General features: G+C 60.7%; 27 protein-coding genes. 17 read left to right on the top strand and 10 right to left on the bottom strand.

Translation table 11 applies throughout. From position 1 onward, the window contains the following. Nucleotides 1-4: 4 nt before the first annotated feature. The 3 genes from JFT85_RS27595 to JFT85_RS27585 all read left to right on the top strand — a co-directional run bounded on the left by JFT85_RS27595 (nt 5) and on the right by JFT85_RS27585 (nt 1,907). Nucleotides 5-994: a 2-hydroxyacid dehydrogenase gene (locus JFT85_RS27595; RefSeq protein WP_053256804.1), complete on the top strand. Its 990-nt coding sequence runs from the start codon at nt 5-7 to the stop codon at nt 992-994. A 71-nt stretch (nt 995-1,065) separates the two neighbouring features. After that, nucleotides 1,066-1,506, top strand: a complete 441-nt coding sequence (locus JFT85_RS27590; protein WP_053256805.1) for a hypothetical protein — start codon at nt 1,066-1,068, stop codon at nt 1,504-1,506. Then, nucleotides 1,503-1,907, top strand: a complete 405-nt coding sequence (locus JFT85_RS27585; RefSeq protein ID WP_201230767.1) for an META domain-containing protein — start codon at nt 1,503-1,505, stop codon at nt 1,905-1,907. The genes JFT85_RS27590 and JFT85_RS27585 overlap by 4 nt, the downstream gene beginning before the upstream one ends. 137 nt (nt 1,908-2,044) lie before the next feature. On the opposite strand, the gene JFT85_RS27580 is transcribed toward JFT85_RS27585, so the two are convergent. Further along, nucleotides 2,045-2,506, bottom strand: coding sequence for a TlpA disulfide reductase family protein (locus tag JFT85_RS27580; RefSeq protein WP_053256807.1), 462 nt, complete (start codon nt 2,504-2,506; stop codon nt 2,045-2,047). A gap of 115 nt (nt 2,507-2,621) precedes the next feature. Here JFT85_RS27580 and arsC point away from each other — a divergent pair, with 115 nt between their 5' ends. The 3 genes from arsC to JFT85_RS27565 are packed head-to-tail and all read left to right on the top strand — an operon-like array spanning nt 2,622 to nt 3,977. Continuing rightward, entirely contained in the window at nt 2,622-2,975 is a 354-nt protein-coding gene (gene arsC / locus JFT85_RS27575; protein ID WP_201230766.1) for an arsenate reductase (glutaredoxin), read from the top strand. Further along, complete coding sequence (gene wrbA / locus JFT85_RS27570) at nt 2,972-3,586, top strand: NAD(P)H:quinone oxidoreductase (RefSeq protein ID WP_053256809.1); 615 nt, start codon at nt 2,972-2,974, stop codon at nt 3,584-3,586. The genes arsC and wrbA overlap by 4 nt, the downstream gene beginning before the upstream one ends. Then, nucleotides 3,570-3,977, top strand: a complete 408-nt coding sequence (locus JFT85_RS27565) for a DUF2069 domain-containing protein (protein WP_053256810.1) — start codon at nt 3,570-3,572, stop codon at nt 3,975-3,977. The genes wrbA and JFT85_RS27565 overlap by 17 nt, the downstream gene beginning before the upstream one ends. Before the next feature lie 124 nt (nt 3,978-4,101). On the opposite strand, the gene JFT85_RS27560 is transcribed toward JFT85_RS27565, so the two are convergent. Together JFT85_RS27560 and ttcA are read right to left on the bottom strand one after the other, a co-directional pair. Continuing rightward, nucleotides 4,102-4,773: a DNA-3-methyladenine glycosylase I gene (locus JFT85_RS27560; protein ID WP_201230765.1), complete on the bottom strand. Its 672-nt coding sequence runs from the start codon at nt 4,771-4,773 to the stop codon at nt 4,102-4,104. Nucleotides 4,774-4,840: 67 nt separating this feature from the next. Continuing rightward, complete coding sequence (gene ttcA / locus JFT85_RS27555; protein WP_053256812.1) at nt 4,841-5,665, bottom strand: tRNA 2-thiocytidine(32) synthetase TtcA; 825 nt, start codon at nt 5,663-5,665, stop codon at nt 4,841-4,843. 301 nt (nt 5,666-5,966) lie between these two features. Between ttcA and JFT85_RS27550 the strand changes: the two genes are divergently transcribed. Both JFT85_RS27550 and JFT85_RS27545 read left to right on the top strand, forming a co-directional pair. Beyond that, nucleotides 5,967-6,569, top strand: a complete 603-nt coding sequence (locus tag JFT85_RS27550; RefSeq protein WP_053256813.1) for a Yip1 family protein — start codon at nt 5,967-5,969, stop codon at nt 6,567-6,569. Nucleotides 6,570-6,696: 127 nt separating this feature from the next. Next, complete coding sequence (locus JFT85_RS27545; RefSeq protein WP_053257992.1) at nt 6,697-7,191, top strand: SprT family zinc-dependent metalloprotease; 495 nt, start codon at nt 6,697-6,699, stop codon at nt 7,189-7,191. 33 nt (nt 7,192-7,224) lie between these two features. Here the strand turns inward: JFT85_RS27545 and JFT85_RS27540 are convergent, their stop codons facing one another. Then, entirely contained in the window at nt 7,225-8,406 is a 1,182-nt protein-coding gene (locus JFT85_RS27540) for a CaiB/BaiF CoA transferase family protein (protein WP_201230764.1), read from the bottom strand. 157 nt (nt 8,407-8,563) lie between these two features. Between JFT85_RS27540 and tusD the strand changes: the two genes are divergently transcribed. The 6 genes from tusD to JFT85_RS27510 all read left to right on the top strand — a co-directional run bounded on the left by tusD (nt 8,564) and on the right by JFT85_RS27510 (nt 12,000). Beyond that, complete coding sequence (tusD, locus tag JFT85_RS27535) at nt 8,564-8,956, top strand: sulfurtransferase complex subunit TusD (RefSeq protein WP_053256815.1); 393 nt, start codon at nt 8,564-8,566, stop codon at nt 8,954-8,956. A gap of 1 nt (nt 8,957) precedes the next feature. Next, nucleotides 8,958-9,308 carry a sulfurtransferase complex subunit TusC gene (gene tusC / locus JFT85_RS27530; RefSeq protein ID WP_053256816.1) on the top strand — a complete coding sequence of 117 codons (351 nt, stop codon included), beginning with the start codon at nt 8,958-8,960 and terminating at the stop codon, nt 9,306-9,308. After that, on the top strand, nt 9,308-9,586 hold the full coding sequence (gene tusB, locus JFT85_RS27525) for a sulfurtransferase complex subunit TusB (protein ID WP_053256817.1): 279 nt from the start codon (nt 9,308-9,310) through the stop codon (nt 9,584-9,586). The genes tusC and tusB overlap by 1 nt, the downstream gene beginning before the upstream one ends. Then, on the top strand, nt 9,583-9,918 hold the full coding sequence (locus JFT85_RS27520; protein WP_053256818.1) for a TusE/DsrC/DsvC family sulfur relay protein: 336 nt from the start codon (nt 9,583-9,585) through the stop codon (nt 9,916-9,918). The genes tusB and JFT85_RS27520 overlap by 4 nt, the downstream gene beginning before the upstream one ends. Continuing rightward, complete coding sequence (locus JFT85_RS27515) at nt 9,915-10,916, top strand: glycosyl transferase family protein (RefSeq protein WP_201230763.1); 1,002 nt, start codon at nt 9,915-9,917, stop codon at nt 10,914-10,916. Before JFT85_RS27520 ends, JFT85_RS27515 begins: the two co-directional genes overlap by 4 nt. An 88-nt stretch (nt 10,917-11,004) precedes the next feature. Further along, nucleotides 11,005-12,000, top strand: coding sequence for a glutathione S-transferase family protein (locus JFT85_RS27510; RefSeq protein WP_201230762.1), 996 nt, complete (start codon nt 11,005-11,007; stop codon nt 11,998-12,000). Between the two features lie 113 nt (nt 12,001-12,113). Here JFT85_RS27510 and cysG read toward each other — a convergent pair whose 3' ends face one another. The 6 genes from cysG to JFT85_RS27480 are packed head-to-tail and all read right to left on the bottom strand — an operon-like array spanning nt 12,114 to nt 19,616. Further along, nucleotides 12,114-13,508: a siroheme synthase CysG gene (gene cysG / locus JFT85_RS27505; protein ID WP_053256821.1), complete on the bottom strand. Its 1,395-nt coding sequence runs from the start codon at nt 13,506-13,508 to the stop codon at nt 12,114-12,116. After that, a complete protein-coding gene (serS, locus tag JFT85_RS27500; protein WP_053256822.1) occupies nt 13,509-14,789 on the bottom strand; it encodes a serine--tRNA ligase in 1,281 nt (426 codons plus the stop codon). It lies immediately after the preceding gene. Between the two features lie 16 nt (nt 14,790-14,805). Then, entirely contained in the window at nt 14,806-15,180 is a 375-nt protein-coding gene (gene crcB / locus JFT85_RS27495) for a fluoride efflux transporter CrcB (protein WP_034098661.1), read from the bottom strand. Beyond that, nucleotides 15,180-16,502: a replication-associated recombination protein A gene (locus JFT85_RS27490; RefSeq protein ID WP_053256823.1), complete on the bottom strand. Its 1,323-nt coding sequence runs from the start codon at nt 16,500-16,502 to the stop codon at nt 15,180-15,182. The genes crcB and JFT85_RS27490 overlap by 1 nt, the downstream gene beginning before the upstream one ends. Before the next feature lie 27 nt (nt 16,503-16,529). Beyond that, nucleotides 16,530-17,153 (bottom strand): outer membrane lipoprotein chaperone LolA, encoded by a 624-nt coding sequence (lolA, locus tag JFT85_RS27485; RefSeq protein WP_064452889.1) that lies wholly within the window; start codon nt 17,151-17,153, stop codon nt 16,530-16,532. Nucleotides 17,154-17,207: 54 nt separating this feature from the next. Beyond that, nucleotides 17,208-19,616: a DNA translocase FtsK gene (locus tag JFT85_RS27480; RefSeq protein ID WP_053256825.1), complete on the bottom strand. Its 2,409-nt coding sequence runs from the start codon at nt 19,614-19,616 to the stop codon at nt 17,208-17,210. 498 nt (nt 19,617-20,114) lie between these two features. Between JFT85_RS27480 and aat the strand changes: the two genes are divergently transcribed. From aat to infA, 3 genes are all read left to right on the top strand, one after another. Further along, the gene (aat, locus tag JFT85_RS27475; protein WP_201230761.1) at nt 20,115-20,795 is read left to right on the top strand and encodes a leucyl/phenylalanyl-tRNA--protein transferase; all 681 of its coding nucleotides are present in this window, start codon (nt 20,115-20,117) and stop codon (nt 20,793-20,795) included. A gap of 56 nt (nt 20,796-20,851) precedes the next feature. After that, nucleotides 20,852-21,559: an arginyltransferase gene (locus JFT85_RS27470; RefSeq protein ID WP_053256827.1), complete on the top strand. Its 708-nt coding sequence runs from the start codon at nt 20,852-20,854 to the stop codon at nt 21,557-21,559. A gap of 100 nt (nt 21,560-21,659) precedes the next feature. Next, nucleotides 21,660-21,878 (top strand): translation initiation factor IF-1, encoded by a 219-nt coding sequence (infA, locus tag JFT85_RS27465; protein WP_002553999.1) that lies wholly within the window; start codon nt 21,660-21,662, stop codon nt 21,876-21,878. The last annotated feature ends 184 nt before the right edge of the window (nt 21,879-22,062 follow it).

The following is a 22,062-nucleotide window of genomic DNA, read 5'->3' as shown; positions in this document are numbered from 1 at the left end:
TTTCATGCGCGTGATTCTTTTCAGCAGCCAGACCTACGACCGTGACAGTTTTCTCGGCGAGCCACTGCCAACCGGCCTTGAACTGCAATTTCAACCTGCCCGGCTCAACCTCGACACCGTGGCCCTGGCCGAACACCACGACGTGGTCTGTGCGTTTATCAATGATGACCTCAGCGCTCCGGTGCTGGAACAGTTGGCCGCAGGCGGCACGCGCCTGATTGCCCTGCGCTCGGCCGGTTACAACCATGTCGACTTGCCCGCCGCCAAGCGCCTGGGCCTGAGCATCGTGCGCGTTCCTGCCTACTCGCCTCACGCGGTGGCCGAGCACGCGGTCGCGCTGATCCTGGCCCTCAACCGCCGCCTGCACCGCGCCTACAACCGCACCCGCGACGGTGATTTCAGCCTGCATGGACTGACCGGTTTCGACCTGGTGGGCAAGACCGTCGGCGTGGTCGGCACCGGGCAGATCGGGGCCACGTTCGCGAAAATCATGGCCGGGTTCGGCTGCCAGTTGCTCGCCTTTGACCCCTTCCCCAACCCGCAGGTCCAGGCCCTCGGCGCCCGTTACGTCAGCCTGCCTGAACTGCTGGCGCAAGCGCAGATCATCAGCCTGCACTGCCCGCTGACCGCCGACAGCAAGCACCTGATCAACGCCCGCTCTTTGGCGCAGCTGCAACCTGGCGCGATGCTGATCAACACCGGTCGCGGTGGTTTGGTAGAGACCCCGGCGCTGATCGAAGCCCTCAAGGACGGCCAACTCGGCTACCTGGGGCTGGACGTGTACGAAGAAGAGGCCCAACTGTTTTTTGAGGACCGCTCCGACCTGCCCCTGCAAGACGATGTGCTCGCGCGCCTGCTGACCTTCCCCAACGTGATCATCACCGCACACCAGGCATTTCTTACCCGTGAGGCCCTGGCGGCAATCGCCGGCACCACCTTGGCCAACATTGCCGCCTGGGCCAATGGCCAGCCGCAGAACCTGGTCGACGGTTGATCAGCGGTCACATACCAGGCTCATGATCGGCCGGCACCCGTGATAGGATGCCGCGCCTATTTGGAGGATCCATGGCCGAACACGATTTCCGCTTCAGCTTGCTGAGCCCGCAACACACCCTGATCGAATGCCGCGCCCTGGTGCCGGGCCGTTACCAAGTCACTGGCAACGGCGGTTCGATCAAGCATGGCGACATTCTGATCGTCACCCTGCGCGGCAGTAAAACCCTGTCGATGCGCCTGACCGTCGAAGGTGACGCGCGCTATTCCATCCGTCCGGCGGGCCAATGGGTCGCCATGGCCCAGGGGCCGAAATTCGGCGAGCTGGAGATTCACACCTGGAAGGTCAATTGCGACAGCTGCGACAGCGTGCTGGAGTTTGAATTCGCGGTGGAAACCAAGCTGACCAAAGAGCCGCTGCAACCGGCCGCCAACGCGCGCATCAAGGAATTGGGCTGGGCCAGCGAAGGCGACAAGCACCGCTGCCCGAAATGCCAGCAGGCCGCGCAATGAAAGGCGCGCTTATGCTCGCCGCCATCGCGGTTGGCCTGACGGGCTGTGCCGGGGATGCCGTGAAGCTTGAGCAGGATCACAGCTATGTCGTGGAATGGATTGGCGAGCGCCCGCTGATGGACTACGCCAACCTGACCGTCACCCTCGGTGCCGATGGCCGCGCCTATGGCAATGGCGGCTGCAACCACTGGTTCGCACCGTACACCGTCGAGGGCGACAAGCTCAGCTTCGGCAAGATCGGCAGCACCCGCAAACTGTGCGCCGAGGCCTTGATGGAGCAGGAACACCGCTTCTTCCAGGCCCTGCAAGGCGTTGAGCGTTGGGACATCTCGCCGATCGAGCAGACGCGCTTCTGGCCGGCCGACGGCAAGCCGATTCGCCTGTGGCTTGAAGAAGGCTGATAGCCCCGATCCAGATACGGGTGAGGTCTAAATGTGGGAGGGGGCTTGCTCCCGATAGCCGTGGGTCAGTCCACTAATAAGTCGCTGACAGACTGCCATCGGAAGCAAGCCCCCTCCCACATTGGTTTGTGGTTGCTTTAGCCGCGTAAGGCTTTAAGTTTGGCCAACACGCCTTGCGCTGTCTGCTCACCCATCAACTGTTCACGCACCTTGCCCTTGTCATCAATGATGTAGGTCACTGGCAACGCCTCACTGCGCGGAATATCAAAAATCTCCTCGGGGTTCTGCGCCAGCACGGTGAACTTGATCCCCAGCTTCTCGCTGGCGGCCTTGAGTTCTTCACCCTGTACGTTGTCGAAATTGACCCCGAACACGCCCACGTTCTGCCCTTTCAACTGCTCGGCCAAGGCATTCAGTTCGGGAATTTCCGTACGGCACGGGCCACACCATTCGGCCCAGTAGTTGACCACCACCCATTGTTTGTCCAAGCGTTCGGCCGCCACTTTCTTGCCGTATTGGTCAACGCCGTAATCGTTACCGCAGCCGCTGAGCAGCAGGGTTGTGATGATCGCCAATGCACCGATCAGTCGCCTAGTCATGGGGTAATCCTTCGCAAAAATGAACGTTGGCTGCGACCTATCGCCTCTTACGGTTTAAGGACGGGCCGCAGCGCAGGTAGAATACCCGCCACCTTACGCAAGATGCGACCCGCACATGACCGATCTGACGCTTTATCACAACCCGCGCTGCTCGAAATCCCGCGGAGCGCTCGAACTGCTGGAAGCTCGCGGCCTCAATCCGAGCGTGGTTCGCTACCTCGAAACCCCGCTGAACGCCGCGCAATTAAAGGCTTTGCTCGGCAAGCTGGGGATCAGCGCGCGCCAACTGCTGCGCACCGGCGAAGAGGAATACAAAGCCCTCAACCTGACCGACGCCAGCCTCAGCGAAACCCAGTTGATCGCCGCCATCGCCGAACATCCGAAGCTGATGGAACGCCCGATTCTGGAAACCCGCGATAAAGCCATCATTGGCCGTCCGCCGGAAAACGTGCTGGAGATCCTGCCGTGACTGCGCCCTATGTGCTGGTGTTGTATTACAGCCGCAATGGTTCGGTGAGCGAAATGGCCCGTCAGATTGCCCGAGGTATCGAGCAAGGTGGCCTGGAAGCGCGCTTACGTACCGTGCCGGCGATCTCCGCCGAATGCGAAGCCGTGGCGCCGAGTATCCCGGACGAAGGCGCGCTGTATGCAAGCCTGGATGATTTGAAAAACTGCTCGGCCCTGGCCCTCGGCAGCCCGACGCGCTTCGGCAACATGGCCGCACCGCTCAAATACTTTCTGGATGGCACCAGCAACCTGTGGCTCACCGGCGCGCTCGTCGGCAAGCCCGCGGGTGTATTCACTTCCACCGCCAGCTTGCATGGCGGCCAGGAAACCACACTGATGTCGATGCTGTTGCCGCTGTTGCACCACGGCATGCTGATCACCGGCCTGCCTTACAGCGAGCAGGCGCTGCTGGACACCCAGGGCGGCGGCACGCCGTATGGCGCCAGCCATCACGCCGGGCCCGATGGCAAGCGCATGCTCGATCAACACGAAATCACCCTGTGCCGCGCCTTGGGCTTGCGCCTGGCCAACACCGCCGTGTTGCTGGAGAACGGCCGTGGCCAGAAAGCCTAAAGTCCTGCCGCCCCGGGCGTGGCTGGAACCACGGGTCAAGGTCGCACGGGTGCTGAGCCTGCTGGCGTTTCTTGGGTTGGTGGGTTTGTTGTGCGGGTATTACCTGTTCGTCGCCGACCTGCACGGCGCACGTCCATGGGTAATCCTGCTCATCGAACTGGTGCCATTGGTGTTGTTGGCCCCAGGGATGCTGCTCGGCAGCGCGCGCGGGCATTCGTGGATGTGCTTTGTGGTGAACCTGTACTTCATCAAGGGCGCGCTGGCCGCGTATGACCCGAACCGGCAGTGGTTCGGCGTGCTGGAAATGCTCGCGAGCCTGGCGGTGTTTTGCACCGCGTTGTTGTATGTGCGGTGGCGGCATCAGTTGAATCGGCGGTTGGCTGAGGCCTGATAGAGATTCGGCGCCTGATAGTCAGTCTTCGCGAGCAAGCCCGCTCCCACATTTGTCCGCGTACATCCTTTGGAATGCGGTCGAATGTGGGAGCGGGCTTGCTCGCGAAGGCATCACCTCGGTCTCAATGGTTGACGGTGTAAGCCAGCATCATCGACAACTGGCACATCGGCCGCCCACTCTGGGCGTGCCACTGGTTGAACGCGCCCTGCACCGTCGCCAGATCACGCAGGCTGGTCGGCGCTTTGTCGACGATTTTCTGCGCATTCAAGGCCGCCACCACGTCGTCGCTCGGCACAAAGGTGTCCTTGCCTACCATGCGCAGGAAGCGCGGCGCCGACAGCCCGCCCAATTGATGGCCGTGCTTGCTCAGGTACTTCCACAAACCGACGATATCGGTCACTGGCCAGTCGGCGATAAACGCGCCGAAACTGCCCTTTTCCTGCTCGATGTCCAGCATCATCTGCGCATTGCGCGGCACACTTTTGAGTTTGCCCAGGTGACGGATGATACGAGTGTCCTGCATCAAGCGCTCCAGGTGCTCTGCGCCCATCAACACCACCTTTTCCGGGTCGAAGCCGAAGAAGACCTGCTCGAACGCAGGCCACTTCGAATCCACCACACTGTGCTTCAGGCCCGCGCGGAATACGCGCAGCGCGAGGGTCGACAGGTAACGGTCATCACTGATTTTGCGCAATTGCGCCGGGGTCTTGGGTACAGGCAGATGGGCTTCCAACTCGGCCGCCGAACCGAAGCGGTTCAGACAATATTCGTGCAGCCACTTGTAATCGCGCATGCCCTCTCCTGGCAATTGAATTGAAAACGGCGCCCGCAAGCGCCGTCTTTCAGAGCGTTGAAACGGGCTAGAGGTTCACAACATTGACGAAGCGCGAAGCGGCGGTCTCATCAATTTTCAGGCTGGTGAAGTCGAACAGGTTGCGGTCGGCCAATTGCGACGGCTGCACATTCTGTAAGCTGCGGAAGATGCTTTCGGTGCGCCCGGGTGTCTTGCGTTCCCAATCCACGAGCATTTCCTTGACCACCTGGCGTTGCAGGTTTTCCTGGGAGCCACACAGGTTGCACGGGATGATCGGGAATTGCTTGAAGTCGGAGTAGGCCTGGATGTCTTTCTCGTTGCAGTACGCCAGCGGGCGGATCACCACGTTGCGCCCGTCATCGGCGCGCAGCTTGGGCGGCATGGCCTTGAGCGAGCCGTTGAAGAACATATTGAGGAAAAACGTCTCGACGATGTCATCGCGGTGATGACCGAGGGCCATCTTGGTCGCGCCGATTTCATCGGCAAAGGTGTAGAGCGTGCCACGGCGCAGGCGCGAGCACAGCGAACAGGTGGTTTTGCCTTCCGGGATCAGTTCCTTGACCACCGAATAGGTGTCTTTCTCGACGATGTGATACTCGACGCCCAATGCTTTCAGATAGGCCGGCAGGACATGCTCGGGGAAACCCGGTTGTTTCTGGTCCATGTTGACGGCGACGATCTCGAACTTGATCGGTGCGACCTTCTGCAGGTGCAGCAGCACGTCAAGCAGGGTGTAGCTGTCTTTGCCGCCGGAGAGGCAGACCATGACCTTGTCGCCCTCTTCGATCATGTTGAAATCGGCGACCGCTTCACCGGCCAGGCGACGCAGGCGTTTTTGCAGTTTGTTCTGGTTGACCGTAAGAGTGCCCATGGCGCTTGGATCCGCTAGAGGTGTGTGACGAAAAGCGCGGTATTTTAGCGGTAAGGACGCCCAAGTTCCAAGGTGGGAGCGCGCCCGCAGCCCACCCTGCCGTTCGCGTGGCGGCCGACAGACCTCACCGCGATTAGCGCCAATGTTTACAGCGCAATTTGCTCTAAAGCCCTACAGTTTTTCCGGTCATGACTTCCTATACTGCGACTTGAGGTCGCACAACTATCCAGGACCTTTGAGGCCATTTGGCCCGTGGGCGCTCCGATGGGGGGCGATGGTAATTACGACAGGAGTGACTGGCATGATCCATCACGTCGTGGGGCTGTTTACCCATCCCGACCAGGAATGGCGGGAAATTCGTGGCGATAAAGAAGAAAGTATCGGCCACATGTACCTCACTCACACCTTGATTCTCGCGGCGATCCCCGCCGTCTCTGCCTTTATCGGCACCACCCGCGTCGGCTGGGTCATTGGCAACCGCTCCCCGGTCATGCTGACCCAGGAAAGCGCACTGTGGATGACCCTGATGTCGTATGCGGCCATGCTTGGCGGCGTGGCGGTGATGGGCGCGTTCATTCACTGGATGGCCCGTACCTATGACGCAAGCCCCAGCATGGCGCGGTGTGTCGCGTTTGCCACTTACACGGCGACCCCACTGTTTATCGGCGGGCTGGCAGCGCTCTACCCGCACATGTGGCTGGGAATGGTCGTGGGCACGGCGGCGATCTGCTACACGGTGTACCTGCTGTATGTGGGGCTGCCGACCTTTATGAGCATTGACCCGGACGAGGGCTTCCTGTTTTCCAGCTCGGTACTGGCCGTGGGCCTGGTGGTACTGGTGGCGATCATGGCGTTTACTGTGATCGTCTGGGGCCTGGGCGTGGGACCGATCTATACCAATTAGGCTGATAAACCCTGGGCAAGGCCACCGCAAGGTGGCTTTGTGCGTTATGCATGACCATTCGGCGCCTGACAGATTCGGAAACACCTGCTTTTGCGGCATACTGGACGTCTCTGGAGATATGTACAGCATGCCCGAGCAACTCAATACCCGCGTCGAAGATTGTTTCCTGCAAGCCGAATCCTTTTTCAAACGAAGCTTTAAACGCCCCCAGGTCAGCCTCAAGCTGCGGGGCCAGAAAGCCGGTGTCGCGCATTTGCACGAGAACCTGCTGCGCTTCAACCCACAGTTGTACCGCGAAAACAGCCAGCACTTCCTTAAACAGACCGTGGCCCATGAAGTGGCGCACCTGATTGCCCACCAATTGTTTGGCGAGCGCATCCAGCCCCATGGCGAGGAATGGCAATTGATCATGCGCGGGGTTTACGAACTGCCGCCGGATCGCTGCCACACCTATGCAGTCAAGCGTCGACAAGTGACCCGCTATATCTACCGCTGCCCGTGTGCCGACAGCGACTTCCCGTTCTCAGCCCAGCGGCATGGGTTGGTGAACCAGGGGCGGCGTTATTTGTGCCGACGGTGCCGGCATACCTTGGTGTACACCGGGGAAACTCGGGTGGAGTGATGGAGGGTGCCTGCGGTAGCGCCTGCCCGGGCACTACCCAACCACCTTGGCCCGCCGCAAGGCGTCGATCCGCTGAGCACTGAAGCCTAACTCGGCGAGCACTTCATCACTGTGCGCCCCCACAGCCGCGCCAATATGCCGAGGCTGCGGCAACCCGTCGGAAAACTTCAACGGACAGGCGATTTGCGCCTGGGTCGAGCCATCGCCGCGCGGCACCTGGCTGACCAGTTGCCGCGCCTTCAACTGCGGATGCTCCACAGCCTCACTCAAGCTCAGTACCGGCTCGACACATGCATCCAGCCCGGCAAATAGCTCGCACAACTCATCAAAGCTGCGTTTCTCGAACTCGACCTGCAATCCCAGCTTCAGCGCTTTTTGCTGTTCCGGTTTGGGCGACAGGCCGTGGGCCGCCAACTCCGGCCGCCCCAATCCCGCGCACAAGGCCTGCATAAACGCGGGTTCCAGACTGCCGACCGACATCCAGCGGCCATCGCGGGAGCGGTAATAATCGTAGAAGCTGCCGCCGTTCAGCACATGCGTCTCCCAACCCGGCTCCACACCACAGGCCAGATACCCTGCCCCGGCCATCGCGTTCAGGCTGAACGAGCAATCGGTCATGCTCACATCCAGGTATTGGCCAACCCCGGTCTGTTGTCGGGCAATCACCGCCGCGAGCAAACCGACTACCGCGTGCAGCGAACCACCGCCGACATCCGCCAATTGCACGCCGAGCGGCAGCGGCCCGCTGTCTTGACGACCGGTGTAACTGGCGACACCGGCCAGCGCCAGGTAGTTGATATCGTGCCCGGCCCGGTCTTTGTAAGGGCCGGTCTGGCCATAGCCGGTAATCGACACATAAATCAGCTTCGGGTTGATCGCCTTCAACGCCTCATAACCCAGGCCCAGACGCTCCATCACCCCAGGCCGGAATTGCTCAAGGACGATGTCGTAGTCTTTGACCAACTCGCGCACGATCTCCAGGGCCTCGGCCTGCTTGAGATCCAGCGCCAGGCTGCGTTTATTGCGATTGAGATAGGCATGGCTCGCCGATGTCCCCTGATCATGCGGCGGCAACACCCGCAAGAGGTCCATGCGCGTGGGCGATTCGATGCGCAATACCTCGGCGCCCATGTCCGCCAGCATCAAGGACGCGAACGGACCCGGCAGCAAGGTGGAAAAATCCAGCACTTTGAGCGAAGCCAAGGGACCTGCCATGGCGACTCCATTTGGGGTTCGAATGCCCACAGCGTAGGCAGCCTTGCGCCTGGCGGCAATCGTCAGAACAATCACCGCGAGTGACCGTTTTGATCACGGCGGGCTTTTTCGCGGCGGCGGCTTTATGATTGGCCTACGTTTGCTTGCAGAGTGTTCCATGAAGTTTGCGATTGCGTTGTTTTCCGCCGCCCATGCGCCCTCCTCGCGCCGCGCCTTGCTGTTCGCACAGGCCGCGCTGGCCGGTGGGCATGAGATTGTGCGGCTGTTTTTTTATCAGGACGGGGTGTACAGCGCCTCCACTAACATCGTTGCGCCCCAGGATGAGCAAGACATCGCCCGGCAATGGCGCGAGTTTGTCAGCGCGCACCAGCTCGACGGCGTGGTGTGCATCGCCGCTGCCTTGCGCCGCGGCGTGCTGAACAAGGAAGAGGCCACGCGCTATCAACGCAGCGCTGTGAACCTCGACGCGCCGTGGGCGCTGTCGGGCCTTGGGCAGTTGCATGACGCCGCCCAGGCCGCTGACCGCCTGATCTGCTTTGGAGGGCCGTGAGATGTCCAAATCCTTATTGGTAATCAGCCGTCAGGCACCGTGGTCCGGGCCGAGCGCGCGTGAAGCGCTGGATATCGTGCTGGCCGGTGGCGCATTTGATCTGCCGATCGGCCTGCTGTTTATGGATGACGGCGTGTTTCAGCTGGCGCCACACCAGGACGCCAAGGCCGTGCAGCAAAAAGACCTCAGCGCCAACTTGCAGGCGTTGGGCCTGTTCGGGATCGATGACGTGTTTGCCTGCAGCCACAGCCTGGCCGCGCGCGGGCTCGCGCCACCCGCCAGTGCTCAGGCCTTGGGCAACGAGCAGATTTCCCAACTGATTGACCGTTACGACCAGGTGATTACCCTCTGATGTCGACTTTACATGTGGTGTCCCACTCCCCATTCACCGATAGCCGCCTCGCCAGTTGCCTGCGCGTTTGCGGCGCCGAAGACGCGATCCTGCTGTGCGGCGATGGCGCCTACGGCCTGCACGATGCAGCGCTGCACACCAAGGGCGTGAAGGTCTTTGTGCTGGCCGAAGACATGCAGGCGCGCAATCTGCCCCTGCCAGACTGGGCCGACAGCGTGGACTATCCAGGGTTCGTGCAGTTGTCGATCGACTACGACAAGGTCAACACCTGGCTATGAACACCTTGACCGTAGGTTCGCGCACCCTGGAACTGGACAAGGACGGCTATCTCGTCGACCTGAATCAATGGTCCACCGACGTGGCCAACGCCCTTGCCGCCGCCGAACGTCTGGAATTGACGGCAGACCACTGGGAAATCCTCGAACTGCTGCGGGGTTTCTACGCCGAGTTTCAGTTGTCCCCCGCCACGCGCCCACTGATCAAGTACACCGCCTTGAAACTGGGCCCGGAAAAGGGCAATAGCCTGCACCTCAACACACTGTTCAACGGCACTCCCGCCAAACTCGCCGCCAAGCTGGCGGGCCTGCCCAGGCCGACGAATTGCTTATGACCGATTTTGCCCCGCTGCCCCTTCAAACCCCTGCCGAACACCCGTTTGCGCAGTTCGTGCGCATCCTGGGCAAAGGCAAGCGCGGCGCGCGCAACCTCACCCGCGAAGAAGCCCGTGAGGCCATGGGCATGCTGCTCGACGAAAAAGTCGAAGACACCCAGCTCGGCGCCTTCCTGATGTTGCTGCGGCACAAGGAAGAAAGCCCGGAAGAACTCGCCGGGTTTACCGAAGCGGTGCGCGAACGCCTGAATGCGCCGGCGTTGAACGTTGATATCGACTGGCCTACCTACGCCGGCAAAAAACGCCACCTGCCGTGGTATTTGCTGGCGGCCAAATGCCTGGCGCAGAACGGTGTGCGCATCCTGATGCACGGCGGCGGCGCTCACACCGCTGGCCGGTTGTACACCGAGCAATTGCTGGACGGGCTGCAGATCCCGTTGTGCCGTAATTGGCAGCAGGTTGAAAGCGCGTTCGAACACGGCAACCTGGCGTTTATGCCTCTGGGTGACTGGGCACCGCAACTGCAACGCATGATTGATTTGCGTAACACCCTGGGCCTGCGCTCGCCGATCCATTCCCTGGCGCGTCTGCTCAACCCGCTGAATGCACGTTGCGGCCTGCAAAGTATTTTCCACCCCGGTTATCAGGGCGTGCACCGTGACGCCAGCGGCCTGCTCGGTGACAACGTGATTGTGGTCAAGGGCGATGGTGGCGAGGTCGAGATCAACCCCGACACCTTGAGCCACCTCTATGGCACCACCGGCGGCGAAAGCTGGGACGAAGAGTGGCCCGCCCTCTCCGACCAGCGCCACGTCAAACCCGCGACCCTGGAGCCCGAGCATTTGAAAGCGCTGTGGCGCGGCGATGTCGAGGACAGCTACCCGCAACTGGCCCTGATCGCCACCATGGCCCTCGCCTTGCGCGGCCTCGGCCACCCACGGGAACAGGCCTTTGAACTGGCCCAGCATTACTGGGACGCGCGGGACAAATCGATTTAATCGATCATTACCCCGCAGTCTTTGCGCTTTTAGTTCGAACTCATCCCTTTAGACTGGGCTCCAACGCTTATTAGCCAAGGAGCCAGTCATGGGTTTGCTGATCGAAGGACACTGGAAAGACCAGTGGTACGAAAGCAGTGCAGACGGCGCTTTCCAGCGCGAACAGGCGCAACGGCGTCACTGGGTGACAGCCAACGGCGAGCCCGGCCCCAGCGGCGAAGGCGGCTTCCAGGCAGAAGCCGGTCGCTATCATCTGTATGTTTCCCTCGCCTGCCCGTGGGCCCACCGCACCTTGATCCTGCGCAAGCTCAAGGGCCTGGAAAGCCTGATTGACGTTTCCGTGGTCAGTTGGCTGATGCTGGAAAACGGCTGGACCTTCGACAAGGCCCACGGCTCCACCGGCGACAGGCTCGATGGGTTCGAATTCATGCACCAGCGCTACACCGCGGACACTGCCGACTACACCGGCCGCGTCACCGTACCGGTGCTCTGGGACAAAAAGCTCAAGCGCATCGTGAGCAATGAATCCGCGGAAATCATCCGCATGTTCAACAGCGCCTTCAACGACCTGACCGGCAACACGCTGGACTTCTACCCCGAAGCACTACGTGCAAGCATCGACGCGCTGAACGACCGCATCTACCCGGCCATGAACAATGGCGTGTACCGCGCAGGCTTCGCCACCTCGCAAAAGGCCTATGAAAGCGCATTTGATGATGTGTTTGCCGAGCTCGATCACCTGGAGCGGCACTTGGACGCGCACCGTTACCTGGCCGGTGAATACCTGACCGAAGCCGATGTGCGGCTGTTCACCACGCTGATTCGTTTTGATGCGGTGTATTACAGCCACTTCAAATGCAACCTGCGGCGGATTGCCGATTATCCGAACTTGTCGAACTGGCTGCGGGAGATGTACCAATGGCCGGGCGTGGCCGAGACGGTGGATTTTGCGCACATCAAGGGGCATTACTACGCGAGCCATCGGACGATCAATCCGACGGGGATTGTGCCGAAAGGGCCGTTGCAAACCTTTGATGCCGGGCATGACAGGAAGCGGCTAAGTGGCAAAGGCGTCCAGGGCTGATCCGAATCAGTCGCTGTGTTTGAAGGCCTCATCGGGGGCAAGCCCCCTCCCACATTTGGGTCTGTGCACACAGGCCAATGTGGGAGCGGGCTTACCTGCGATGCGTTAAAGGATCAGACCTGGGATTGCGCGCCCTCAAACCACTTGAGCTTCTCGCGCAACACCACCACTTCACCGACGATGACCAAGGTCGGCGCGTGCACTTCATGCTCCGCCACCATGCGCGGCAAGTCCGCCAGGGTGCCGGTAAACACGCGCTGATTGGACGTGGTGCCCTGCTGGATCAACGCCGCCGGGGTATCCGCTGCGCGACCGTGCTTGATCAGTTGTTCGCAGATGATCGGCAAGCCAATCAACCCCATGTAGAACACCAGGGTCTGCGACGGCCCCACCAGATCCTGCCAAGGCAGGTCTGACGTCCCGTTCTTCAAATGCCCGGTGATAAACCGTACCGACTGGGCATAGTCACGGTGCGTCAGCGGAATCCCGGCATAAGCCGCGCAGCCACTGGCGGCGGTGATGCCCGGCACTACCTGGAACGGAATGCCATGGGCCGCCAGCTCCTCGATCTCTTCGCCACCACGACCAAAGATGAACGGATCGCCACCTTTGAGGCGCAGCACGCGCTTGCCTTGCTTGGCCAGGTCCACCAATTGCTGGTTGATCTGGTCTTGCGGCACGGCATGGTCGGCGCGACGTTTGCCGACGTAAATGCGCTCGGCATCACGGCGGCACAGTTCGAGAATCGCCGGAGCAACCAGACGGTCATACAGCACCACGTCGGCTTGCTGCATCAGGCGCAGGGCGCGGAAGGTCAGCAGGTCCGGATCACCCGGGCCTGCGCCCACCAAATAAACCTCGCCCGGCGCGTACGGTGGCGCGCCGTTGACCTTTTCAATCAGCAAGCGCTCAGCTTCATCGCCCTGCCCGGCCAACTGTCGGTCGGCGATCGGCCCCTGGAAAACCTCTTCCCAAAACGCACGACGCTGCTGAACGTCCGGGTACAAACCTTTGACCTGGGCACGGAAGCGCGCCGCCAACCCGGCCAACTGGCCGTAAGTGGACGGAATCCAGGTTTCCAGCTTGGCCCGGATCAAGCGCGCCAGCACCGGCGCATCGCCGCCGCTGGACACTGCAATCACCAACGGTGAACGGTCGACAATCGCCGGGAAGATCACGCTGCACAAGGCTGGCGCGTCCACCACATTGACCGGCACACAACGACGCTTGGCATCACTGGACACTTGCGCGTTCAGCGGCTCGTCGTCCGTCGCCGCGATAATCAGCACGCAACCATCAAGGTCGGGCTCCTGATAACCGCGCAAAATCAGTTCCCCGCCACTGCCCAGTACCAATTCACGCAACTGGTCTTCGATCTGGGGAGCAACCACCCGCAGCAACGCACCGGCGTCGGCCAGCAGCCGGGATTTGCGCAACGCAATCTCCCCGCCACCGACGACCAACACACGACTGCCGCGCAGGTTATGAAACAGCGGCAGAAATTCCATTTAGCCGATGACCTCAACGCCCGCCATGTAAGGCTTGAGCACCTCAGGCACACGGATCGAACCGTCAGCCTGCTGGTAGTTTTCCAGCACGGCTACCAGGGTGCGACCCACCGCCAGCCCCGAACCGTTGAGGGTATGCACCAGTTCCGGCTTGCCGGTTTCCGGGTTACGGAAACGCGCCTGCATGCGACGGGCCTGGAAATCACCGCAGTTGGAGCACGACGAAATTTCGCGGTATTTGTCCTGGCTCGGCACCCACACTTCAAGGTCGTAGGTCTTCACGGCGCTGAAGCCCATGTCGCCGGTGCACAGCGCCAGCACGCGGTAAGGCAGCTCAAGCAGTTGCAGGACGCGCTCGGCGTTGGCAGTCAGGCCTTCCAGGGCTTCCATGGAGGTCGACGGCTCAACCACTTGCACCATCTCGACCTTGTCGAACTGGTGCTGGCGGATCATGCCGCGGGTGTCACGGCCCGACGCACCAGCTTCACTGCGAAAGCATGGGCTGTGAGCGACGAACTTGATCGGCAGCTGTTTGGCATCGAGGATCTCGCCGGCCACAATATTGGTCAGCGACACTTCGGCCGTCGGGATCAGGTACAAATCAGCTTCGCCATCACGGCTGATCTTGAACAGGTCTTCTTCGAATTTCGGCAACTGGCTGGTGCCCATCAGCGCCGGCGCCTGCACCAGATACGGGGTGTAGGCTTCTTCGTAGCCGTGTTCGCCGGTATGCAGGTTGATCATGAACTGCGCCAGGGCACGGTGCATGCGCGCAATCGGACCGCGCAGCAAGGCAAAACGCGCGCCGGACATCTTGGCGGCAGTTTCGAAATCCAGGCCACCGGTCAATTCGCCCAGGGCAACATGGTCCTTGATCTCGAAATCAAAGGCTTTGGGTGTGCCCCAACGGCGCACTTCGACGTTGCCGTCTTCGTCTTCGCCAATCGGCACGGACTCGTGCGGCAGGTTGGGAATGCCCAGCAGGATCGAATCCAGCTCGCTCTGAATGCCTTCCAGCTCGACTTTGCCGTCGGACAGCTCGGTGCCCATGCGCTCGACGTCCGCCATCAACGGCGCAATGTCTTCGCCGCGCTGCTTGGCCTGACCGATGGATTTGGAACGCGCATTCCGCTCAGCCTGCAGTGCTTCGGTGCGGGTCTGGACGGTCTTGCGCTGTTCTTCCAGCGCTTCGATGCGCGCAACATCCAAGGCAAAGCCACGGGATGCCAGGCGGTCCGCTACGTCCTGAAGGTTGCTACGTAACAGTTTGGAATCGAGCATGTCGGTCTCTCGTTTATCAAAGTTTGGTCAAGGACAGGCCAGCCCAAGTGGCGAGCAGCCCGCCGAACACGCTGATGCCCAGGTAACCGAAGGCTACCAGGGCCTGCCCGCTTTCCAGCAGGCGCAACGTATCCAGTGAAAAGGATGAAAAGGTCGTCAGACCGCCTACAAAGCCGACAATCAAGCCGGCCCGAATTTCAATCGGCACTTCCGGGCGCAACAGGAACCACCCGTACAACAGCCCGATGATCAAGCAGCCCACCAGGTTGACCGCCAGGGTCGCCGCATAAAAATGCTTCGGCCAATTGGCGCTGACCCACGTTCCGGTGGCGAAACGCAATAATGTACCAGCGATGCCGGCTACGGACACGGCAAGAATCGTCTTGAGCACTACTTTCTCCGCTGTTTGGGGCTGAGGCGATCGAGTTGGGCGAGGTGATTGAGCTTTTCACCGATCTTCAGCTCCAGACCACGAGGGACCGGCTGGTAGAACGGCTGCGGCTCAAGCTCATCGGGGAAGTAATCTTCGCCGGCCGCGTAGGCGTCCGGCTCGTCATGGGCATAGCGATATTCATCACCGTAGCCCAGTTGTTTCATCAGTTTGGTCGGTGCGTTGCGCAGGTGCAGCGGCACTTCGAGCGAGCCATGTTCGGCGGCGGCGCGCAGGGCCGATTTGAAGCCCATGTACACCGCGTTGCTTTTCGGCGCGCAGGCCAGATACGTAATGGCCTGTGCAACGGCCAACTCGCCTTCCGGGCTGCCAAGGCGTTCCTGCACCTCCCAGGCGGCCAGGCACAGGCTCAACGCGCGCGGGTCGGCGTTGCCGATGTCTTCGCTGGCCATGCGCACCACGCGGCGCGCCAGGTACAGCGGGTCGCAACCACCGTCGATCATCCGCGCAAACCAGTACAGCGCGCCGTCGGGGTTGGAGCCGCGCACGGATTTGTGCAGCGCCGAGATCTGATCGTAGAAGGCTTCACCGCCCTTGTCGAAGCGGCGGCGGGTGTCGCCGAGCAGACTTTGCAGAAGGTCGACGCCGATCTCGTTGCCGTCTTCGGCGAGGTCGGAGGCATTCTCCAACAGATTGAGAAAACGCCGGCCGTCGCCATCGGCGGCGCTCAGCAGAATCTTGAAGCCTTCGTCACTGAGACTGAGCTGACGCTTGCCCAAGCCCTTGTCTTCGCTCAAGGCGCGGTGCAACAGCTTTCGCATCGCCGCTTCGTCCAGGCTCTTGAGCACGTAGACGCGCGCCCGTGAGAGCAAAGCGTTATTGAGTTCAAACGAGGGGTTTTCAGTGGTCGCGCCGATAAAAATCAGCGTGCCGTCTTCGACATACGGCAAAAACGCATCCTGCTGGGACTTGTTGAAGCGGTGCACTTCATCGACGAACAGGATGGTGCGCTTGCCATATTGCCCGGCCTGCTGCTTGGCGACTTCCACCGCCTGGCGGATCTCCTTGACCCCGGCCAGCACCGCAGAAACCGTTTCGAAGTGTGCATCCGACACCTTTGCCAGCAGGCGTGCCAGGGTGGTTTTACCCACGCCCGGCGGCCCCCAGAAAATCATCGAGTGCAGCGCACCCTGCTCCAGGGCTTCGCGCAATGGCTTGCCGCGAGCGAGCAGGTGTTCTTGCCCGACGTACTCATCCAGGTTGGTCGAACGCAAGCGTGCGGCCAGGGGCTGAGCAATCGGGTCACTTCGAAACAGGTCCATGGGCAGCGTTTGAAACCTCTAGGCAGGTTATTCCTGGATCACATCGGCACCCTTGGGGATGTCGAACTTGAACTTGGATGCCGGCACCGGCTGGTTGGCCTTGACCCCGGAGAACAGGATATCGGTGCGCTGGCCGACACTGTCGATCAGGCGCATGTTGTTGATCACGCCGTTGCCGAACGACAGGTTCAGGCTGTCAAACAACGTGTCCTTGGATTTCGGCTTGAGGGTGAACTCGATAACGTTGCTGGTTTGCTTGGAGGTGATCTCGAAGCTGTCGTTGATTTTCGACACGTCGCCCGAGAGCAGCAGCGCCGGGGTCTGGTTCAGGCGCGGGTCCAGCTTCTTGATGGTCGCCTGCTCCAGGTCCGGGTCCCACAGCGTGACTTTCTGGCCATCGGAAACGATGGTCTGCTCGGACTTCCCTTCGGTGTGCCAGTAGAACAGCCCTGGGCGCTGCACGGCCATTTCACCCTCGGTTTGCTGCAGCTGGGTGCCACCGGCGTCCAGGGTCAGCTGAGAGAAGCGCGCGGTGAGGGTCTGGGATTTGTCCAACAGGTTCTTCAGGCTGGCTACGGAGGCCGGGTCGGCGTGGGCCGAAACAGCCGTCAGGGCCAGTGCCGGCAACAACAGCATGCGGATAAGACGCATGGGAGTCCTCATTGAGTCGTTAGGGCGAGCCGCGTGCTGCCACGCGGCATGTGATCAGTCGCGCATTTGCCCGGGGGCGATGACTTCACGCGAGCCGTTGGTGTTCATAGCAGTCACAACGCCAGCGTTTTCCATGGCTTCGATCATGCGGGCGGCGCGGTTGTAGCCGATTTTCAGTTTGCGCTGCACTGCGGAGATCGAAGCGCGGCGACTTTCGAGCACGAACGCCACGGCTTCGTCATACAGCGCGTCGGTTTCGGCATCGTCGTCGCCACCACCACTGCCGCCGTCGAAGCCGCTGCCGGCTTCTTCAACGCCCGCGAGGATATCGTCGTTGTATTCCGGTGCGCCGCGCAGCTTCCACGCTTCCACCACGCGGTGTACTTCGTCATCGGACACAAAGGCGCCATGCACACGAATCGGCAGGCTGGTGCCCGGCGGCATGTAAAGCATGTCACCGTGGCCAAGCAGTTGCTCGGCGCCGCCCTGGTCGATGATGGTCCGCGAGTCGATCTTGCTGGACACCTGGAACGCCATCCGCGTCGGGATGTTGGCCTTGATCAGACCCGTGATGACATCCACCGACGGACGCTGGGTGGCGAGAATCAAGTGAATACCGGCGGCACGCGCCTTCTGGGCGATACGGGCAATCAGTTCTTCAACCTTCTTGCCGACGATCATCATCATGTCGGCAAACTCATCGACCACCACCACGATGGTCGGCAGCTTGGTCAGCAGCGGCGCTTCGTCGTGAATGCTTTCGCGCTTGTACAGCGGGTCGGTCAGCGGTGTGCCGGCATCCTGGGCTTCCTTGACCTTGGCGTTGAAGCCGGACAGGTTACGCACGCCCATCTTCGCCATCAGCTTGTAGCGGCGCTCCATCTCGGCGACGCTCCAGCGCAGCGCGTTGGCGGCGTCCTTCATGTCGGTCACGACCGGGCACAACAGGTGCGGAATGCCTTCGTAGATCGACAGTTCCAACATCTTCGGGTCGATCATGATCAGCTTGGCGTCATCGGGGCCGGACTTGAACAGGATCGACAGAATCATCGCGTTCACACCCACCGACTTACCGGAACCCGTCGTACCGGCAACCAGCAAGTGCGGCATTTTGGCCAGGTCGGTAATCACCGGCTTGCCGCCGATGTCATGACCCAGCGCCAAGGTGACCGGCGATTTGAAGTTGTCGTATTCCGGGGTCGACAGCACTTCGGAGAAGCGCACGATCTGGCGGTCTTCGTTGGGAATCTCGATACCGACGGTGGTCTTGCCGGGAATCACTTCCACCACACGAACGCTGGTCACCGCCAGGGAACGCGCCAGGTCTTTCGCCAGGTTGGAAATACGGCTGACCTTGACGCCTGCGGCCGGCTGAATCTCGTAACGGGTAATGACCGGGCCTGGGTGGATCGAATCCACGGTGACTTCGACGCCGAATTCCTTGAGTTTGATTTCCAGCAGGTGGCCTACCGCCGCCAGCGACTCCGGAGAATAGTTGAGCTGTTTCTTTTCGGCCGGGTCGAGAATCGAGATCGGCGGCAAGGTGCCTTCGACGGCGCTGTCGACAAACAACGGCGCCTGTTTCTCTTTCTGCACGCGGGCACTGGGCTCGGGCGCCTTGGCCGGCGCCGGCGTAATCACTGGCGGCACCTGCTTCTCGCGGTCCGACATGTGCTTGCTCAGGGCCTGTTCGCGTTCGATCAGGCGTTCCTTGACCTTGGCTTGCTCACGTCGGTCCGGGGTGCTCGGCGCCACCACTTCGTTGACACGGGTATCGACCTCGCGCAGTTGCGCGACCATGCGCTTGCGATCAACCCGGGCCGACCACCAGCGGTTGGCGGCGCCCTGAAACAGTTCGAGCAGGTCGAGCGTGATCTTGCCGGTCACGTCCATCACCTTGAACCACGACAGGTCGGTGAACACGGTAAGGCCGAACAGGAACAGCGCGATAAACATCAAGGTGCTGCCCTGGATATTCAGGGTCTTGCGCGCCAGGTCACCGAGGCTTTCGCCCAGCGCCCCGCCTGCGCCCGCCGGCAGGCCGGTGGGTGCGTGGAAATGGATATGCGCCAGCGCCGCGCCGGAGAGCACCAGGAACACCAGGCCGATCAGGCGCCAGGAGAACAGCCAGCCGCTCCACTGCCACGGTTCGTGACGCTGGCGGAAGATCTGCCAGGTCTTGATCGCCAGCAGCAGCGGGAAGATGTAGGCAAAGTAGCCGAGCACCATGAACAGAATATCGGCGCTGTAGGAACCGGCGGGGCCGCCGAAGTTCTGTACGTCTTCGATCTTGCTGTTGTGGCTCCAGCCCGGATCGTCCTTGCCATAGGTGAGCAAGGCCATCATCAGGAACAGGCACAGCGCGCCAATGGCGATCAGCGCACCTTCCTTGAGTCGGTAGTGCAGGTGCTGACGCCAGGCCGGCACGACTGCTGCTTTAGGTGTTGCGGCGGATTTCTTCAAAACGGGTCTTTTCCTGCGCCTTTAGCGCGTCCATCTATTGAATGACTGTAAATACTGCCCAATCCGAGCAGATGAAAAATGAACGAGCGTCGTTGAATCTACTTTTTAACACCGGATGATGGATCGACGAAATGACGATCACGCCATAATGGCCGCATTGTACGGGTTTGCGTCGGCGATGCCACGTCCTTGCCCTTCACTCGGCGGCCTGGACAATTGAAGTGTCACAGCCTGTTCAATTTGAGCATGCATTGCCTTTGCTGACAAAGGCTTATGAGCTGTATTTAGCAAACCAGGCAAGCTTGGCCAATGGCCTCCACGGCACAGACCCGATTACGACCGCGCCCCAGGCATAGAGTTGCAGAAACACCCGCTCACGCTAATCCCACTCAATGCCCTATTCGGGCTGGCCCCACAGCGCTGCGTCGACAATAATCAGCACTCTTGCGGCAGGCGACTGACCTGCCACTCCCCTCCCCTTCCATAAGCCTGGATACCATGCTGACCTGGTTGCAACGCGATTCGCTGACTTTTCCGCCACTGGCCAAGGCCATGCGCGAACCCAATGGCTTGCTCGCCGCCGGTGGCGACCTGTCGGCCGAACGACTGGTCCAGGCCTATCGCCATGGCTGCTTTCCGTGGTTCTCAGAGGGCCAACCCATTCTCTGGTGGTCTCCGGACCCGCGCACGGTGATATTCCCCGACGAACTGCATGTTTCGCGCAGCCTCGGCAAATTATTGCGCCAGCAGCGGTATACCGTGACATTCGACCAGGACTTCGCTGCCGTCATCCAGGCGTGTGCCGCGCCGCGCAGCTATGCCGACGGCACGTGGATCACCGAAGGCATCCAGCACGCCTACCTGGAGCTGCACCAGCGCGGCTACGCGCACTCGGTGGAGGTTTGGGATCACGGGCAGTTGGTCGGTGGTCTGTACGGCCTGGCAATGGGCCAACTATTTTTTGGCGAGTCCATGTTCAGCCGCGCCGACAATGCCTCCAAATTCGGCTTTGCCACACTCACCCGTCAGCTCCAGGCCTGGGGTTTTGTGCTGATCGACTGCCAGATGCCCAATGATCACCTGCACAGCCTTGGCGCCCGCGCCATACCGCGCAGTGATTTCGCTGAGTTTCTGCGCAAGCATTTGGACCAACGCAGCTCTGGACCGTGGGTTTCCTAGGCGACTTCCTCGCACCTGGCTTACACTTATTTCAAAGCTTATCCCGAGGGTTGATCATGACCGAGCTGGCGCGCTTGAAGTTTTATGCCACTCAAGCTCACTCCTGTAGCTATCTGCCCGACGAGCAGGCAACGACGCTGTTCCTCGACCCCAGCCAGCCCATGGATGTGCATGTGTATGCCGACCTTTCAGAGATGGGTTTTCGGCGTAGCGGCGATCACCTGTACCGGCCACATTGCCAGAACTGCAATGCCTGTGTACCGGCACGCATCCCGGTCGCGCAGTTTTTGCCGGACCGCAACCAGAAACGCATCCTCAAGCGCAATGCCGACCTGACAGTCACCGCCACCAAGCCACACTTCAGCGAAGAATATTTCGATCTTTACCAGCGCTACATCGAGCAGCGTCATGCCGACGGCGACATGTTTCCGCCCAGCCGCGATCAGTTTTCGACATTCCTGGTGCGCGACCTGCCCTTCTGCCGCTTCTACGAATTCCGCCTCGACGGGCGCCTGCTCGCGGTCGCCGTGACCGACCTGCTGCCCAATGGCCTGTCGGCGGTGTACACCTTCTATGAACCCATGGAAGAACGTCGCAGCCTCGGGCGCTTCGCCATTCTCTGGCAAATCGGCGAAGCCTTGCGCCTGGAACTGGAAGCGGTGTACCTCGGATACTGGATCAAGAACTGCAAAAAGATGAACTACAAGACCCAATATCGGCCCATTGAGCTACTGATTAATCAAAGATGGGTAACGCTTAACTAGAACCCCTTGGCTTGAACACCCTTTTTCGGGCACAATGCACGCCGCTTTTGCCTGGCGCAGTTGCACCGGGCCATTCACTGGATACCGAGGGCTTTACTGCATGTCGAAAGAAGACAGCTTCGAAATGGAAGGCACTGTCGTCGACACCCTGCCCAACACCATGTTTCGTGTGGAGTTGGAAAATGGGCACGTCGTAACCGCGCATATCTCCGGCAAGATGCGCAAGAATTACATTCGTATTCTTACCGGTGACAAAGTGCGCGTCGAGCTGACGCCCTATGACTTGAGCAAAGGGCGCATCACTTACCGCGCTCGTTAATCAAGTCAATACAAGACGCCCGGTTATGCCGGGCGTTTTTGTGTGTGCGCTATTTGCCTGACACTGTAAACCCTGTGGGAGGGGAGGCTTGCTCTCGATAGCGGCGGGCCAGTCAATATATTCAGCGACTGACACACCGTCATCGGGAGCAAGCCCCCTCCCACATTTGATCTTCAGTGTTCAG

Origin of the sequence: Pseudomonas sp. TH04, from assembly GCF_016651355.1 — a bacterium.
Classification (GTDB): Bacteria; Pseudomonadota; Gammaproteobacteria; order Pseudomonadales; family Pseudomonadaceae; genus Aquipseudomonas; species Aquipseudomonas fluorescens.
Note: the sequence above shows the minus strand (reverse complement) of the source record. Positions and strands in the feature narration are given on the sequence as shown.